Here is a 15815-nt window from a genome sequence, read left to right on the forward strand (position 1 = left end):
CATACAATCCACAAAAGGTCACGAGCCGGCAAGATCAGCTCCAGCCTGCCGCGCAGCAGACGGGCTGCGTCCTTCACGATGCCGCAGCATCATCCCGAACGTGGCAAGCACCATTCCGGTTGCCAGGAGGGCGAGTGGCGGTGCCCATTTGAGCCGCTCGAACTTTGCCTCGTATGCACGCACGCCGTCGAGGTCCTCTATGGTGCCAGCCGGTTGCCAAGCCCCACCATAAGCCGTCTTCAGCAGGGGCAACATCGGCGCGAATTGCGCGTAGTAGGTGTCGATGATTGACGGCTCCCTCTGCACGTCCTCAAGCGAGCGAGGAACAAAGACGCCGTAGTCGGAATCCAGAATATTGCCGTTCGACACTACCACGGTGTGTTGGGGGACACTGTAGATCGTCGCCTCGATGCCTTGATCGGCAAGGATGGAATAGACGATTTTGGACACCTGGGAACAGAACCCATACCCCCGGGCAAGCCCTTTGCGGGGCGTTACAAACTCATAATTTTGCAGCGTTTCGCGATATTGCGGCCGGAAGCTGAGCATCCAGAGCAGGTAGTTGTCAAAAACGCTGATGCGCGTGTAGGACGTGTCGGTCGCCGCCCAGCTGTCGCCTACCGTCCAATAATGCACCATTCCACCCGCGACAGCCTTTGTCAGGCGCTCGAGATAGGCCTGCATGGGTTCGTCCGTAGCGCGGTAGAGGTCATCGACATCCACCACCTTCTGCTGGAATCCCAGCGGCCCTTCGGTTGCCTCGGCAGGTGGTGCCGGGTAAGCGCTGATCAATCCGAGCGGATAGGCCGAGACAAACAGCAGGAAAGCCGCCCCAACCCCTGCCGAGAAGAAGCCGAATGAGCACAGCAATGCAGCAGTTAAGCTTGGCCGCAACTTTTGATACCGAATCTCAAAGGCATCATTCATGGTCGAAGACTATCACCTCGTCGCGGCCGTGGCTTCTAGTCCATTGCGAGGAAATTTGTGGACGGACCACCTTCGGCGCTTCTGTGATAAATTGCCAATCGACGTCGGTTGTGGCTTGTCGTGGCCCGCTGGACGTGTGCATTGGGCCCTCTGAATACGGACATCGATTTGGCGTTGAGCGGAAACCGAGACTCGGGCAGCACTTTCGACACAATGCGGCGCTTGTGGCGGCAGGTATCGCAGCGGCGGCAAAGGCAGTTTTTCGGCCTCCTTGTCCTGATGGTGTTCGGTGCTCTGGCGGAAGCGGCCACGCTTGGTGCCTTGCTGCCGTTTCTTGCGCGCATCGCCAATCCTGAGACGGTTGGCGGACAGTCGTTTCTGGCGCGTCAGCTTGCAGGCTTTCGGCTGACCGGCTCTTCTGACAGCCTGCTCGGGCTCACGGTTTTGTTTTCCGTAGTGGCCATCGTGGCCGGTGCCGTGCGTATACTCCTCACCTGGGCCACGAATTCATACGTCTTCTCGCTGGGACATGAGGTGGGCGTGACCGTCTATGACCGAGTGCTGCGCCAGCCCTACAACTACCACGTTTCGCGCAACTCCAGTTCGGTGTTGGCGGCGCTACGACAGGTACAAGCAATCACCGCTGGCGTGATGCTGCCACTGTTGCAATCAATCAGCGGCATAATCATCGGTGTCTTCGTCGTCGCAGCGCTTTTCATACTAAGTTCGATCATCACCTTCGTTATCTTCGCGGGCTTTGGTGCGGTGTATCTCGCCATGTCGCTTGTGATCCGAAAACACCTCAAGCAGAATGCGCGGATCATCGCTAGCGCGCAGGCCGAAGGCATTCGTTCTGTACAGGAGGGGCTGGGCGGTATCCGCGATGTCATTATCAACGACACACAGCCATATTTTCTTTCCCGCTACAGCGAACTCGACCTGCGCCTGCAACGCGCCAACGCAACGAACGCGCTTGCAGCCAGCGCTCCGCGTTTCGCGATTGAAGCCGCGGGTATGGTGATCATCGCGGCCCTCGCCTATTTCCTCATCATCCGATCCAACAATGCCGGCGAGGTACTGCCAATACTTGGAACATTCGTGCTGGGAGCCCAGCGTCTGCTGCCATCGATGCAGCTTGTATACGGCAATTGGGCGTTGATACTCAGCAATCTTGCCGGCGCCGAAGTTGTGCTCCAGGCGCTGGAAGCACCACTTGGCCCCGAATGGAACGAGCCTCCAGCCAGGCGCCTGCCATTCGAACAAGCGATCATACTCAAGGACGTGTCGTTTCGTTACGCCTCCGACCAGCCGCCGATACTCGAAGGCTTCAATCTCAAAATCCCGAAGGGGACCAAGGTCGGCTTCGTAGGCAAGACCGGCAGCGGCAAGAGCACGACGGTCGATCTGATCATGGGTTTGCTGGAACCGACCAGCGGAGCGATCGAGATCGACGGGCAGACGTTGGACGGCGCTACGCGACGTGCCTGGCAAAGACAGATCGCACATGTGCCACAAAGCATATTCCTGGCGGATGCGTCCATCGCAGACAATATCGCCTTCGGCATCGACCCTGCCAGGACCGACCACGAGCGCGTCCGCAGCGCGGCGCAGCAGGCCGCGTTGGCGGACTTCATAGAAAGCTTGCCGCAGGGCTACGAGACGCGTGTTGGCGAGCGCGGCGTCCGCCTGTCGGGAGGTCAACGCCAGCGAATAGGCATCGCGAGGGCTTTGTACAAACAGGCATCTGTGCTCGTCTTCGACGAGGCGACGAGCGCTCTCGACATGGAGACCGAGGCGGCAGTCATGGAGGCGATCCGAGAACTGCCCACCGATCTGACAATATTGATCATCGCACACCGTCTCACGACAGTTGAAAGTTGCGACGAGATCGTAACCCTTGAACACCGCCAGCCGCATATCTCGACGACAACCGGCGGACAGATCGCTTGAATGCATCGCGTGGACGGGTTCGGCAACGTGCCTGATCGGGCTGGCGCCGCCGGTGCAGCAAGGCCGCCACGTCAGTTCGGTTTGGATTGCACCTTGCCAGGGTTCTGGAAGAGAAATTCCGTGCAGGCTTCACCGGTGGATATCCTGACGATTTCGAAATCGAACCGTTGCTTCAAGAAGTCGATCACGGCCTGGTCGTCGGCGAACTCCATCGGCCACCCTCCCAGCCAGTCGCGGACGTCGGTCATGTAACTCATGCCGCGACCTTTTTTCTTCTCGCGAATCTGCTTCAGGAGCATTGGCAGCCGAAGTGGATTTCTGCCAAGGCCGAAACGCCATATGTACCAGCATTCGATCCATCGCCTTTGACGAGGGTTGGCGGCATTGTACCGACGTTTCACATTGAGCCAGAATTGCGCGGAAGGCGTTACGACATTCGACGAATAGAGAGCGATGAAGAAAAGGCCGCCAGGCCCTACCCTTCGTGCAGCATTCTCAATTGCTTGCCACATGGCGCCAGTGTGATGGAGCACGCCCCATGAATAGACCAAGCTCCAAGTGCCCAGCGCCTCAAGATAGTCGGCATCGAGAACGTCACCTCGTTCGACGGCCCAGTTCGGCGGGTCCCCGGCCAATTTGCGAAGCCTGCCGGTGGTACTTACCGAAAGAGGATCAAAGTCGAAGGAATGTATCCGATCCGCCTTTGCGTCGAAGGCGGCAAGCGAGTGTAGCCCGCTGCCGCTGCCGATATCGAGAAAATCCATTCCTTCCAGGCTCTGCTTGCCGAGGAAGGACAGAAGCTTGTCGGCCGCCACCTGCCGACGTTCAGTCGAGTAGTGTTTGTCGACGAACGACGCCCAATTGGCTCCGAACTCGTACCGATTCGACGATGGGTTGCCTGTGAATGTCATCCTGCGGCTCGGACTCCCCCTTCGATGATGCCCATCATGTCAGCTGTAACTTTCTGAATATCATAGCGCTGTTCGGCAATCGATCGGCTGTTCTTGCCCATGGATAGGGCTTCGTCGGGGTTGTCTATCAAGCGGATCATGGCTTCAGCCAACGATGTGGTGGCACCAACCGGAACCAGCAGCCCGTTGACCCCGGGCACGATTGGCGCCCGGCAACCCGGCGCATCCGTTGTGATCACCGGGCGCCCCATCGCCATGGCCTCCAGAACCGATCGCGACGTCCCCTCGCGATACGACGGAAGCACGAAGATACGCGTATCCGCGATGATGTGACGGACGTCCTCGACCGGTCCGTGATAACGGATGGCTCCGCCGGCGACTGCCTCCTCAACCTCCGATAATGGAAACCCCGAGGGGTTTGGATCCATATCTCCGACGAGGTGGAAACGGGCGTCAGGTCTGACAGCCCTAACCAGCGTCGCCGCACCCAGATATTCGGCGAGGCCTTTGTCACGCAGCAGGCGTGCAATCATCAGAAATCGCGGCTGATCGGGTAATGGCGCGACTTTGAATCGGTCTAGATCGACTCCCGAGCCGTTGACGACATTAGCTTGGGTCCGCCCGAGCAGCCCAAGGCGACGGAAGTCGTTGCGGTCATCGTCGTTCTGGAAGGTGACCGTGGTGGCAACCCGAAGGCTTGCGGCATAGAGGAGCCGAGCCACTGCGTTTACCATCCTCCAGCGTGGTGACTTGTGCCGGTCCGTGAAGGCGTAGCCGAGGCCGGTGACAAGTGCGTGCCGTCGCTGGATCCCGGCAAGCAACGCAGCCGGCATGCCGTAGACGATCGGCTTGATTGCACAGGTCAACACCACCTGAGGCTTGAGTTTTCTTAGCCGGTTGTGGAGACGAAAAGCCAACACCGTATCGCCGAACGGAGCAATCCCGGCTCGTTCCATTGGCAATGGATGAAAGTGGACGCCGTTCTCGGCCAGCCAACGAATGGTCATGGCGTCGACCGGCGCCATGGCATGGACTTCGTACCCGGAATCGCGCAGCGCAAGAAGCAAGTGTCCCCTGGTGCTTGCGAGGGACGTTGGTTCGCTGACGATGACGACGATTCGTTTCATGCAGTCATTTCTTGGGAGATTGCTCGCGACCCATTCGACCCTTGTAGATTTTTGACACGCAAAACCCAATCATGGCGCATGTTATCCACAACATCGAGCAGATGCTTCGCCAAAAGTGCCTCAGAGTTGCTTTCGAGCGGAGACTTGCCCCTTGGCAACAGCGTGTCGTTGAATTGACGTAACGCCTACCATACAAGGACGTCGACTCACTACCTGAGGAAACCTGCCTATGTCCGAACGCATTGCTGTTATCGGCCTGGGATGGCACGCCTCGGTGAACCATCTTGTCTATGCGTCATCGAGCTCGATCTACGGCCCCAGCACGCGCATGCCGTTTGAGTGCCCGATTCGGCTGACCATTCGCTCAGCCTCTACGCCGCCATCAAGAAAGCAAACGAGCTGATGGCCCATACATACAGCCATCTGTTTGCACTGCCCACGACAGGATTACGCTTCTCCACCGTCTATGGTCCGTGGGGACGGCCAGACATGGCCCTGCTCATCTTCGCTGAGGCCATCGTCGCTGGCGAGCCGATCGACTTCTTCAACCATGGCAACATGCAGCGCGATTTCACTTATGTCGGCGATATTGTCGAAGGCATCGTCCGCGCCATGCGTCAGCCCGCGACACCCAACCCGCAGTGGGAAAGCGTCGCCGGATCCGGCGATCAGCAACGCGCCGTTCAGAATCCACAATATCGACGGCAGTTCGCCAGTTCAGCTGAACGGCTGATCGCGGTGCTGGAGAACGCGCTCCGACTAAAGGCGAACCGCAATCCCATGCCGCTGCAGCCGGGTGACGTGCCGGCAACTTTCGTCGATGTCAGTTCGCTCGAGGAGGCGACGGGATCCAGGCCGGATTCCAATAGAGGTCGGAGTTCTCCGCTTTGCGAATGGTATCGGGAGTATTATCGGGTATGATCCGCAGAGGCGGTGCCACGCAAAAAGGACGACAGGTGGGCGACAAATGAACGTGCGCTATGATTTCGGCCGCAACTGGTCCGAGCTTGCCGCGCGTTTCGAGGCCGAACATCTGGACCGGGCGTGTGAGGATCTTGGTCGACTGGCGGGTGACCTCAACGGCATGACTTTTCTGGACATCGGCTGCGGCTCGGGGCTGCATTCAGCGGCCGCACTCCGGCTCGGCGCGGCGAAAGTCACAGCACTCGATTATGACGCGGATTGCGTGGAGACGACCAGGGCCGTCCTGTCCCGGTTTGCACCCGATGCCGATTGGACCGTTGAGCGGGCCGATATCCTTGACAGATCCTCGCTGCCCACCGGCACGTTCGATGTCGTCTATTCATGGGGGGTCCTCCACCATACCGGAGATATGTGGACAGCGATCGCCAATGCGGCTGGCTTGGTCGGCCGCTCTGGGCGACTGGGTATTGCGATCTATCTTAAGACGCCGCTGTGCGGACTATGGACGGTCGAAAAGAGGTTCTACGCCTCGCATCGATGGGTACGGCCGCCGATCAAGGCGGTCTTTGTCTCGGCTTATATGGTCGCAAGGACCCTGCGCCACCGGGACCCGATATCGTTTGTAAGGAACTACCGCGCGCGCCGAGGCATGGAATTTCTGGCGGATGTCGACGACTGGCTTGGCGGCTATCCCTATCAATCCGCGTTAGCCAGCGAGTTGGAGCGGACTGTGGAAAATCTTGGGTTTCGCACGGATCGGCGTTTCAATGTGCTGCCGGGAGTTGGCCTTTTCGGCACCGGCTGTGGTGAATGGTGTTTCGAGCGGATAGATTTATAGCCACCGGCTTCTTCCCAGTCTGGTGACGCGCGGATAACTTGGGCAAGCCGATATGGAGCTGTAACGGCGGATGTGCGGTATCGTCGGCATTGTGGGTGGAGCGGCTGCGACGAGCGGCGGCGGCCATACTGTGCGTCGGATGGCCGACAACATCCGACATCGTGGACCCGACGGCGACGGGGTCTGGAGCGACGCCGAGGCGGGCGTCGCGCTCAGCCAGCGCCGCCTTGCCATCATCGACCTGTCCTCGGCTGGCGCCCAGCCAATGATCTCTCACACAGGCCGCTATGTCATTGTCTTCAATGGCGAGATCTACAATCACGGCGAGATGCGGGCGCACCTTGACCAGCAATTTGGTGTACATGCGTGGCGTGGACATTCCGATACCGAGGTCCTCCTGGTCGCAATCGAAGAGCTAGGGACCAAAAAAGCACTCGAACTGGCCGCCGGTATGTTTGCTTTTGGCGTCTGGGACCGGCGTGAAAGAACTCTGGTTCTCGGTCGCGATCGCGTGGGTGAAAAGCCGCTCTACTACGGCCGTGTCGGCAAGGCCTTCGCGTTTGCCTCGGAACTCAGCGCCTTTCAACCTCTGCCGGACTGGCGCCCGGAGATAGACCGCAATGCGTTGGCGCTGATGATGCGCCACAACTACATCCCCGCGCCCTACAGCATCTATCAGAGCATACGGAAACTGAGACCCGGCCACTTACTCGTCCTCTCCGATCCTATGAATGAGCCGCGCGTCGAAAATTACTGGCGCGCCAGCGACGTCGCAGCGCAAGGCCGGCGCGAGCCTTTCCTGGGCAGCTCTGAAGAGGTGGTCGACGAGGTCGAGCGTCATCTGCGCCGCTCACTTGAAGGGCAGATGATCGCCGACGTGCCGCTTGGCGCCTTCCTATCTGGCGGCATCGATTCTTCCGCGGTCGTGGCAGTCATGCAGTCGATCAGTGCGCGGCCGGTGCGCACCTTCACAATCGGCTTCGAGGACGTCGGCTACAACGAGGCGCACCATGCCAAGCAAGTGGCGCGCCATCTCGGCACCGATCATACAGAGCTCTATCTCAACCAGCGCGACGCGCTCGACGTGGTGCCGCAACTGTCGGGCATCTATAGCGAGCCTTTCTCCGACTCCTCGCAAATCCCGACTTTCCTCGTCTCTAAACTGGCACGTGGCAGCGTTACCGTGGCGTTGTCGGGTGACGGCGGCGACGAATTGTTCTCAGGCTACAACCGATACGCGCTCGCCGATGCGTTCTGGAACAAGTTGTCCCGAATTCCGGTCGGTCTGCGCCGCGCGTCTGCTAGCCTGGCGACATTGCCGTCGGCCGGCCTCTACAACAACCTCGCGGGCGGGATCATGCCGCTCCTCCCGCAACGCCTGCGCCGCGAACGCGTGGGCGACATGATCCACAAAGCCGCGTCTGTGCTTTCGCTGCGGACCATGGACGATGTCTACCGTCGCCTGTGCTCGCACTGGGATCCGACCGAGATCATCTCGGATGCGGTCGAGCCGCCAACAATGCTGACCGGCCTGGAACCGTTGCCGGATTTGCCCGGTAGCGTCGAGCGGATGATGTACATCGATCTTATGAGCTATCTACCCGACGACATACTGGTGAAGGTCGATCGCGCCGCCATGGCCGTCAGTCTTGAAACACGTGTACCGTTTCTCGACCATCGACTCATAAGCTTCGTGCTGTCGCTACCGCTCTCAATTCTGCGCGCCGGCGGCCAGACCAAGTGGCCTCTGCGACAGCTGCTTTACAGGCATCTTCCAAAAGAGCTTGTCGAACGCCCCAAGATGGGCTTCGGCGTGCCCATTGATTCCTGGTTGCGCGGCGCTTTGCGCGAATGGGCCGAGGAGTTGCTCGACGAGCGCCGGCTGCGCGAAGACGGATTCTTCCGGCCTGAAGCGATCCGGCGTGCCTGGTTCGAGCACCTCTCCGGGCACCAAAACAACCAATATCTACTCTGGGACGTGTTGATGTTCCAGTCCTGGCGGGGAGCGACCAAGGGATTTTCAAACGCGATCGCAGCGTGATGGGTGGTGAGCCCGGGCGGTTTAGTCTTTGCGGTGCCGCTCATGCCGTCGGAAGGGACGAGACGTTCGGCACTATCAGACGCGAAAGCGAGCAGCTATACGGGAGGGAGAGGGCGAACCGACGTGCGCCAGGGTCGTTCGAACCGACCCTCAGGGACCTGGAAGCCAACGAAGCAAAGGCATTGAACCCTGTTTAAATCGCTCCGTCGCCATTTCACGACTGACCAGGTCAACCAGTATTTCTCGATCGCCTGCTTCTTTTCGCCGCCGGTATTCGGTTCGGTGGTGAGCTTCGTCTTCCATGGCGGCGCGCTCTGGTCATTGGCGCTGCTGGCGGCCGGCCGGCGGCGCCTTAACATTGATCGGCCTATGCTTGCCATGACCACTGCCATCTATGCCTATTGCGCCGCCCAGATCCTGGCGTCGATCGTAAACGGGACGCTGCGGGCCGATGCCACTCATTTCTTGCCCCTGATGACCTTGCTGTTGTTCCCGATTTCCTATTCGACGTGGAGCATCATGGACAAGGAGAGCCTCGCACGCACTGCCGTTCGTGCCAGCGCCGCAGCATGTGTCGGGGCACTGGTGCTGGCCATCGTCCAATACCACTGGATTGGGATGCTGAGACCCGAAGGTGGGGCCGGAAACCCCATCGTGTTTGCCACGGTCACCTGCCTGGCCGTGATGATGTGTCTTACAGGTGCTCTGTCTGGGGTCGAGAAAGCGTGGAAGCCGCTCACGGCCGCCGCGCTTGCCGGTGTGGTGGCAACACTCTACTCGGGCTCGCGCATGGTCTGGGTGGCCTTGCTCATCGCGCTGGTAGCGGTGCTTGTGACCCATCGCGAAAGGGTCTTCCGATCAGACATGAAGCAGTTGCTGGTGATTGCCGGCGCATCGACATTGATCATCACGGCAATTACGTCTCCGATTGTCGCCGATCGCACACATGTCCTGTTCGAGGACTGGAATGCCCTCGCCGTCAACGGCGATTATACCACGCCGCTCGGGTTGCGGGTCGGGTTGTGGGACGTCGGGCTCGATGCCTTTCGCCAAGCGCCCGTTTTTGGTCACGGAATGGCCGCCGGCCGGATGCTTTCAAGGCAGGGGTTCAAACAGCGCTTTGGCGCCACCGAAGGCTTCAACCACTTTCACAACGGCTTCCTTACGGCTTTGGTGCAGGCCGGACTCGCAGGTGCGCTGACATTGGCTGCAATATTCGTCGTGACGATCCGGAATGCGACAAGAGTCCTGCGCATCAGTGCTGATCCGCTGGAACGTTTTGGCGCCACCATAATGGTGGTCACCGTCATAATATACGTTGCTGGAGGGATGACAGGCATCCTTGTCGGCCATGATATTCTCGACTCGACGCTGATGGTCTTGTTGGTTTCCGGAACATACTTGGCTTGCGGGCAGACAATTTCGCCCAAGGGTCAGTCAACAAATCAAGCGTCTGCTTTTAGGGGGCGCGAAAAGGGAGCGAATCTCCCGCCCCACCATTTTTGATCGACGGAGAAAAAAGGTGCATCACGCCAACACCGAAATATCTCGTGCCTGCGAGTGGTGAGAGCAGAAGCGCTCTCCCGCTAAGGATCTGCAATTTGGGCGAGCAATGGGCGACGGTGGCACTAGACGCGTGACCGCGATTTCGGGGCGTATCGAATGCTGAACGGCAGCTAAAAGGCCCCGGAGGTTCTCGAAGAGATCGGCAAGAAGCCACAGGCAAAGACCTGCGCGGCTATCGTCGGCATCACGGATGAAGGCGCCGAGATCATGGAAGAATACAAGGGCGCGCCTGCACTAGATGCCGGCCTTCTAGCTGTTTCCCAAGCCCTCGAGCATTACGAGATTTCGCGCTTTTGCACGATCAACACATGGGCTTCCGAACTTGGCCGCGACGAAGCTGTGTCGCTCCTCAATCTGGCACTTGGAAAAGGCCACCGACGAGACTCTGACGCCGAGTCTACCGTTCTCTCAGGAGCCCTGGCGATCAATGCCGGGCTCCTTGTCCCAAGCTCTCGCGCTGCATTGGTGCGAAACCTTGCGCGGAGACGATATGGGAGTTCTCGAAAACACTTTTCGGGCTTGGTGAGAAAGAAGCCTGACGCGGCGCAGCGGCGACATGACGGAGGCGACCGGCGCCCGCCCGGCTATTGCCGTGCATTACAAAACGCCCAGACGTCCGGCCCTAAGGGGCTTAATCAAACGCTAGCGAAAAATTAATGATCCGAGGCAGTAACATGCCCGGCGGTTGTGTAGCTTCAGCCTGGCGGCTTGCTACAAATACGCGCGCGCAGTGCCCGTCGTCGTCAGAAGGATCGTGCACCCCCCGGACGCGTCGTCGATAAGCTGAGGATCGGAAGTTAATGACTCGCGGATTACGACGAGGAGTTCTGATAAGCATGTTTCAATTTCGCGCTTTTTCCCGCAAATTCGAGAGCGTGAGGAATTGAAACCATTCGTTGATTAATCAGGCGTTTTCGCCGGCCTGTCACGCCGGAGGTCGCGGGTTCGAGCCCCGTCACTCGCGCCATTTCTCCTCAGGAGAAATGTGACATAATCGTCTAGAATCATGGTCTTGCATGAGGCAATTCAGATCCGGTCGGATCTGAACTCGATCTCTCCCGCAACGACCTCACCCCTCGGCCAGCAGCGCCTCGACCTCATGCAGCGTCGGCATGGATGGCGCCGTACCCGGCCTTGTCACCGAAATGCCGGCGACGGCGCAGGCGAAGCGGACGGCTTGCAGCGGCTCCACGCCTTTGGCGAGTGCGGCGGCCAGGCCGCCATTGAAGGCATCGCCCGCGCCGGTGGTTTCGACCACCGGACCGGCACTGACCACGGGAACATGGTCGGACCGAGCGGCCGTGTGCAGCAGCGCGCCTTTTTCGCCGAGCGTGATGATGACCGCGCCGACGCCCTTTTTGAGCAGGCTGTCGGCGGCGCGGCGAGCCTCGTCGATCGAAGAAACCTTGATGCCGGTCAGCTCTTCGGCCTCGGTCTCGTTGGGGGTGACATAGTCGCAAAGCGTATAGATGCGGTCCGGCAGCTTGGCCGCCGGCGCCGGATTGAGGATGGTGGTCACCCCTGCACCGCGCGCGATTTCGAGTGCGCGCAGTGCCGCGTCGATCGGCTGCTCGAGCTGGGTGACGAAGACGCCGGCGCCGCCGATCAGGCCGGCGTTGGCCTCGATGTCTTCAGGCGAGATCAGCATCGCCGCACCCGGGCTGACGATGATGGCGTTGTTGCCGGTTGTCTCCTCGATGAAGATATAGGCCGCGCCGGTATAGCTTTGCGGCGTCTCGATGACGGCGGATTTGACGCTCGCCTCTGCCCAGGTCGCCTTGGCCATGTCGGCGAAAGCATCGACGCCAAGCCGGGTCAGGAAGGTGACGTCCGCGCCGAGCTTGCCTGCCGCCACCGCCTGGTTCGAGCCCTTGCCGCCCGGTCCCAGCTTGAAGGAATTACCAAGAATGGTTTCACCCATGCGCGGCTGTCGATCGGCGCGGTAGGCGGTGTCGGCGACGAAAACGCCCAGAATGACGACAGGTTTGCCCGACGCCATGGCCCTACTCGGCGTCCGGCGGCACGACGCCCTTGCGAAAGGCGAAGCAGCCATAGAAGCGGCGCTCGCCGGTCTGGATGACGCAATAGGCTTTCTTGGCGCGCTCGTAGAAGGCGTAGCGCTCGACCGAGATCATCGGCCAGGCCTTGCCCTCGGCCTTGTCGATCTCCTTTTGCACCTCTTTTTGCACCGGCGGGATCTCGTCCGGCTTGCCGACGATCTCCATGCGCGCGGCCGCATCGTCGACGAAAGTGTCCAGCGGATAGAGCGACAGCACCGCCTTGACCACATCGGCCGCCGAGGCGTCGATGTGCAGCAGCTTGCCGAGCACGGTCTGCTTTGCCACCGAATCGGCGGGGAAATTGGTGTCGGCGATGATCAGATCGTCGCCGTGTCCCATTGCCCTGAGCGCCTGGAGCACATCGGCATTGAGCAATGGGTTGATCCCTTTGAGCATGGCAGTCCTCGTCAAACAGGTTTGGTCAAAGTCGATTGGAAATCAGAGCCGGTTGCCGGTCTCGGCGTCGAAGAGATGGACCTGGTCGAGGCGCGGCTTGAGATTGAGCGTGTCGCCGGGCTTGAAGTCGTGGCGCTCGCGAAACAGCGCCACCATCTCGCCGCTGTCGCCGAAGCGCACGAAGACCAGCGTTTCGGAACCCGTGGGTTCGACCACCGAGATCTTTGCCGGCACGCCGTCGGGATGGATTTCGAGATGCTCGGGCCGCACGCCATAGACCACGGCCTGGCCCTCCTTGGCGGCGCTGCCGGCAGCAATCGGGAACAGCGTGCCTGCTATCTCGACCTTGTCGCCCTTGCGCACCACGCCTTTGAGCAGGTTCATCGACGGCGAGCCGATGAAGCCGGCGACAAACAGATTGGCCGGCCGGTCGAACAATTCCAATGGCGCGCCGACCTGCTCGATACGGCCATCGCGCATGACGACGATCTTGTCGGCCATGGTCATGGCCTCGATCTGGTCGTGGGTGACGTAGATGGTGGTGGTCTTCAGCCGCTGGTGCAGTTCCTTGATCTCGGTGCGCATCTGCACGCGCAGCTTGGCGTCGAGATTGGAGAGCGGCTCGTCGAACAGGAAGACCTGCGGATTGCGCACGATGGCGCGGCCCATGGCGACGCGCTGGCGCTGGCCACCGGAGAGCTGGCGCGGATAACGTTTCAGGTACGGATTGAGGTCGAGAATGTCGGCGGCGCGCTTGACCCGCTCGGCGACCACGGCCGGATCGGTCTTGCGCAGCTTCAGCGCAAACGCCATGTTCTGCTCCACCGTCTTGTGCGGATAGAGCGCGTAGTTCTGGAACACCATGGCGATGTCGCGCTTGGCCGGCGGCAGATTGTTGACGATGCGCTCGCCAATGGCGATCGTGCCGCCGGAGACGGTCTCCAGCCCGGCCACCATCCTGAGCAGCGTGGACTTGCCGCAGCCCGACGGGCCTACCAACACCACGAACTGGCCATCGGCGATATCGACGCTGACCTCGTGCAGGACCTTGACGGTTCCGAATGCCTTGGCCACATTGCTGATCGCGACTTGAGCCATCGTCCCCCCTTTTCTCGCGGTGAAGCTAGCCATTGCCAACGGCAAGGGCAAGTCGGTATGTTATCGATAAAAAGCCATTCGTGTTGACAAGGTAATCGATTACGCAAATATTAGCTGTTGCCAATCCGGCAGTCGGATTTTTATCCGAAAATCGGAGCTCCAGGCGACGCAGGGTGGGGTCCCACGTCCCCGTATGATAAAGGAGAACCGCCGACGTTTCGGCGTCGGAGGGATTGGCATTTAATTCACGACTGTTGTTCTGGGAGGAATAGATGAGAGTCGGTCTGTACGAAAAACTCGTCCGCGCGGGTGCCACCCGGCGTGACATACTCAAAGGCGCGGCCTCGATGGCCGCGATCGCCGCCGCATCGGGCGCTGGGCTCGGCGCTTTCACCCGCCCGGCTGAAGCCGCCAGCGAGCTACGCTCCAAAATTCTGCAGATCCCCGGCGTCGGCAAGGGTCAGCCGACGGATGCCGATTTCCAGAAGGTCGGCGAACTCTGCCTGGAAGCCACCAAGGCCAACGTCAAGGAAGGCGAATTCGCCGGCGTCGAGCTCACCTTCATGGGCCTCAACAACCAGAACCTGCACAATGTGCTGTTCCGCGGCTTCCTGAAGCCGTGGGAGGCCTATACCGGCGCCAAGATCAGCTGGATCGACCTGGCGCAGGCCGACTACAATGCCCGCCTGCAGCAGTCGATCGCCACCGGCACCGTCGACTTCGACATCATCGAGATGGGCGCGCCCTTCGAAGGCGATGTCTGCGGCAAGGGCCTGACGTCCGAGATGCCCGACTGGGTCAAAGAGCAGATCGACATGAAGGATGTCGTGGCCTATCTGCAGCCGCCGGTCGGCACCTGGGACGGCAAGCAGTACCGGATCACCGTCGATGGCGATGCGCACAACTTCAATTACCGCACCGACGTTTTTGCCGATGCCGACCTCGCCAAGGCGTGGAAGGACGGCGGCGCGGCCACCGAATGGGGTGTGCCGAAGACCTGGCAGGAAGTCCAGGCCGTCACAAAATTCCTCAAGGGCAAGAAGTTCAAGGATCAGGACGTCTTCGGCTATCTCGATGCGCCCAAGGCCTGGGGCGGTTTCGGCTTCTACTTCCTCGGCAGCCGCGCCACCGCCTATGCCAAGCATCCCGACGACAAGGCCTGGCTGTTCGATGCCGACACGATGAAGCCGCGCATCAACAATCCGGCCTGGGTGCGCGCCATCCAGGACGTCATCGACGCGCTGCCGTCGGAGCCCGCCGACCAGATCAACGCCGACCCGAACACGACAGCCTTCCAGCAGTTCCTGGCCGGCACCGGTTCGATGGTCACCTGGTGGGGCGACGTCGGCTCCAACGTCAAGACCAATGATAGCTCGGTCATCGGCGACGTCACCGGCTTCTCGATCCTGCCGGGGTCCGACGACGTCTACAATGCCAAGACCGGCGCTTGGGACAAACTCGCCAGCGGCCCGAACTATGCGCCGAACTGCGCCTATCTCGGCTGGGGCGTCTACGTCATGGCCCGCGTCGATACTGACGAAAAGAAGAAAAAAGCGGCATGGTCGGCCGCCGCTCATCTCGGCGGCAAGGACCTGTCAATCTGGACGGCGATGTATCCGTCCGGCTTCCAGCCCTACCGCAACTCGCATTTCGACATTCCCGAATGGGTGGCGGCAGGCTACGACGAGGCGTTCATCACCTCGTATCTGAAGTCGGAAGCCGACAGCTACAACCATCCGAACGCGGCGATCGAGCCGCGCATCCCCGGCATCTTCCAGTATTATTCGGCTGCCGAGGACATTCTGGCCAACACATTCGCCGGCAAGATGAAGGCGCAGGAAGGCGCCGACGCCATTGCCGCGGCCTGGGAGAAGCTGACCGACCAGATCGGCCGCGAAAACCAGATCAAGCTCTACAAGGCCTCGCTCGGCGTGTAGGCTGATCCTATCGTGACAACAGGTCCGGCGGTGCAAGCCG

The 15815-nt window shown here is 60.3% G+C and carries 13 protein-coding genes; 7 read left to right on the forward strand and 6 right to left on the reverse strand.

Annotated features, from left to right (window positions below):
• Positions 1 to 18: 18 nt before the first annotated feature.
• Complete coding sequence (locus NKJ80_RS22880; RefSeq protein WP_156937208.1) at positions 19 to 927, reverse strand: hypothetical protein; 909 nt, start codon at positions 925 to 927, stop codon at positions 19 to 21.
• Positions 928 to 1068: 141 nt separating this feature from the next.
• Here NKJ80_RS22880 and NKJ80_RS22885 point away from each other — a divergent pair, with 141 nt between their 5' ends.
• Entirely contained in the window at positions 1069 to 2877 is a 1809-nt protein-coding gene (locus NKJ80_RS22885) for an ABC transporter ATP-binding protein (protein WP_245260009.1), read from the forward strand.
• A gap of 71 nt (positions 2878 to 2948) precedes the next feature.
• Here the strand turns inward: NKJ80_RS22885 and NKJ80_RS22890 are convergent, their stop codons facing one another.
• Together NKJ80_RS22890 and NKJ80_RS22895 are read right to left on the reverse strand one after the other, a co-directional pair.
• Entirely contained in the window at positions 2949 to 3788 is an 840-nt protein-coding gene (locus tag NKJ80_RS22890) for a class I SAM-dependent methyltransferase (RefSeq protein WP_023713500.1), read from the reverse strand.
• Complete coding sequence (locus NKJ80_RS22895; protein ID WP_023734113.1) at positions 3785 to 4915, reverse strand: glycosyltransferase family 4 protein; 1131 nt, start codon at positions 4913 to 4915, stop codon at positions 3785 to 3787. The genes NKJ80_RS22890 and NKJ80_RS22895 overlap by 4 nt, the downstream gene beginning before the upstream one ends.
• 402 nt (positions 4916 to 5317) lie before the next feature.
• Between NKJ80_RS22895 and NKJ80_RS22900 the strand changes: the two genes are divergently transcribed.
• The 5 genes from NKJ80_RS22900 (at position 5318) to NKJ80_RS31495 (ending at position 10941) form a co-directional block, all read left to right on the forward strand.
• Positions 5318 to 5836 carry an NAD-dependent epimerase/dehydratase family protein gene (locus tag NKJ80_RS22900; protein ID WP_352498393.1) on the forward strand — a complete coding sequence of 173 codons (519 nt, stop codon included), beginning with the start codon at positions 5318 to 5320 and terminating at the stop codon, positions 5834 to 5836.
• A gap of 46 nt (positions 5837 to 5882) precedes the next feature.
• Positions 5883 to 6677 (forward strand): class I SAM-dependent methyltransferase, encoded by a 795-nt coding sequence (locus tag NKJ80_RS22905; RefSeq protein ID WP_023734114.1) that lies wholly within the window; start codon positions 5883 to 5885, stop codon positions 6675 to 6677.
• A gap of 70 nt (positions 6678 to 6747) precedes the next feature.
• Positions 6748 to 8718: an asparagine synthase (glutamine-hydrolyzing) gene (gene asnB / locus NKJ80_RS22910; protein WP_023734115.1), complete on the forward strand. Its 1971-nt coding sequence runs from the start codon at positions 6748 to 6750 to the stop codon at positions 8716 to 8718.
• Between the two features lie 285 nt (positions 8719 to 9003).
• On the forward strand, positions 9004 to 10224 hold the full coding sequence (locus NKJ80_RS22915) for an O-antigen ligase family protein (RefSeq protein ID WP_245260010.1): 1221 nt from the start codon (positions 9004 to 9006) through the stop codon (positions 10222 to 10224).
• Positions 10225 to 10467: 243 nt separating this feature from the next.
• Entirely contained in the window at positions 10468 to 10941 is a 474-nt protein-coding gene (locus NKJ80_RS31495) for a DUF892 family protein (RefSeq protein ID WP_488439205.1), read from the forward strand.
• Positions 10942 to 11353: 412 nt separating this feature from the next.
• Here the strand turns inward: NKJ80_RS31495 and rbsK are convergent, their stop codons facing one another.
• From rbsK to NKJ80_RS22935, 3 genes are read right to left on the reverse strand one after another with little or no spacing between them, the layout of a single operon-like run.
• Complete coding sequence (gene rbsK, locus NKJ80_RS22925) at positions 11354 to 12283, reverse strand: ribokinase (protein ID WP_352498355.1); 930 nt, start codon at positions 12281 to 12283, stop codon at positions 11354 to 11356.
• Between the two features lie 4 nt (positions 12284 to 12287).
• Positions 12288 to 12740, reverse strand: coding sequence for an RbsD/FucU family protein (locus tag NKJ80_RS22930; protein WP_023669431.1), 453 nt, complete (start codon positions 12738 to 12740; stop codon positions 12288 to 12290).
• A 42-nt stretch (positions 12741 to 12782) separates the two neighbouring features.
• Positions 12783 to 13838: an ABC transporter ATP-binding protein gene (locus NKJ80_RS22935; RefSeq protein WP_023697414.1), complete on the reverse strand. Its 1056-nt coding sequence runs from the start codon at positions 13836 to 13838 to the stop codon at positions 12783 to 12785.
• A gap of 272 nt (positions 13839 to 14110) precedes the next feature.
• On the opposite strand from NKJ80_RS22935, the gene NKJ80_RS22940 reads away from it, so the two are divergent.
• Positions 14111 to 15775, forward strand: a complete 1665-nt coding sequence (locus NKJ80_RS22940; RefSeq protein WP_023669429.1) for an ABC transporter substrate-binding protein — start codon at positions 14111 to 14113, stop codon at positions 15773 to 15775.
• The last annotated feature ends 40 nt before the right edge of the window (positions 15776 to 15815 follow it).

The sequence above is a fragment of the Mesorhizobium sp. M0030 genome (genome assembly GCF_040323695.1).
Lineage (GTDB): Bacteria > Pseudomonadota > Alphaproteobacteria > Rhizobiales > Rhizobiaceae > Mesorhizobium.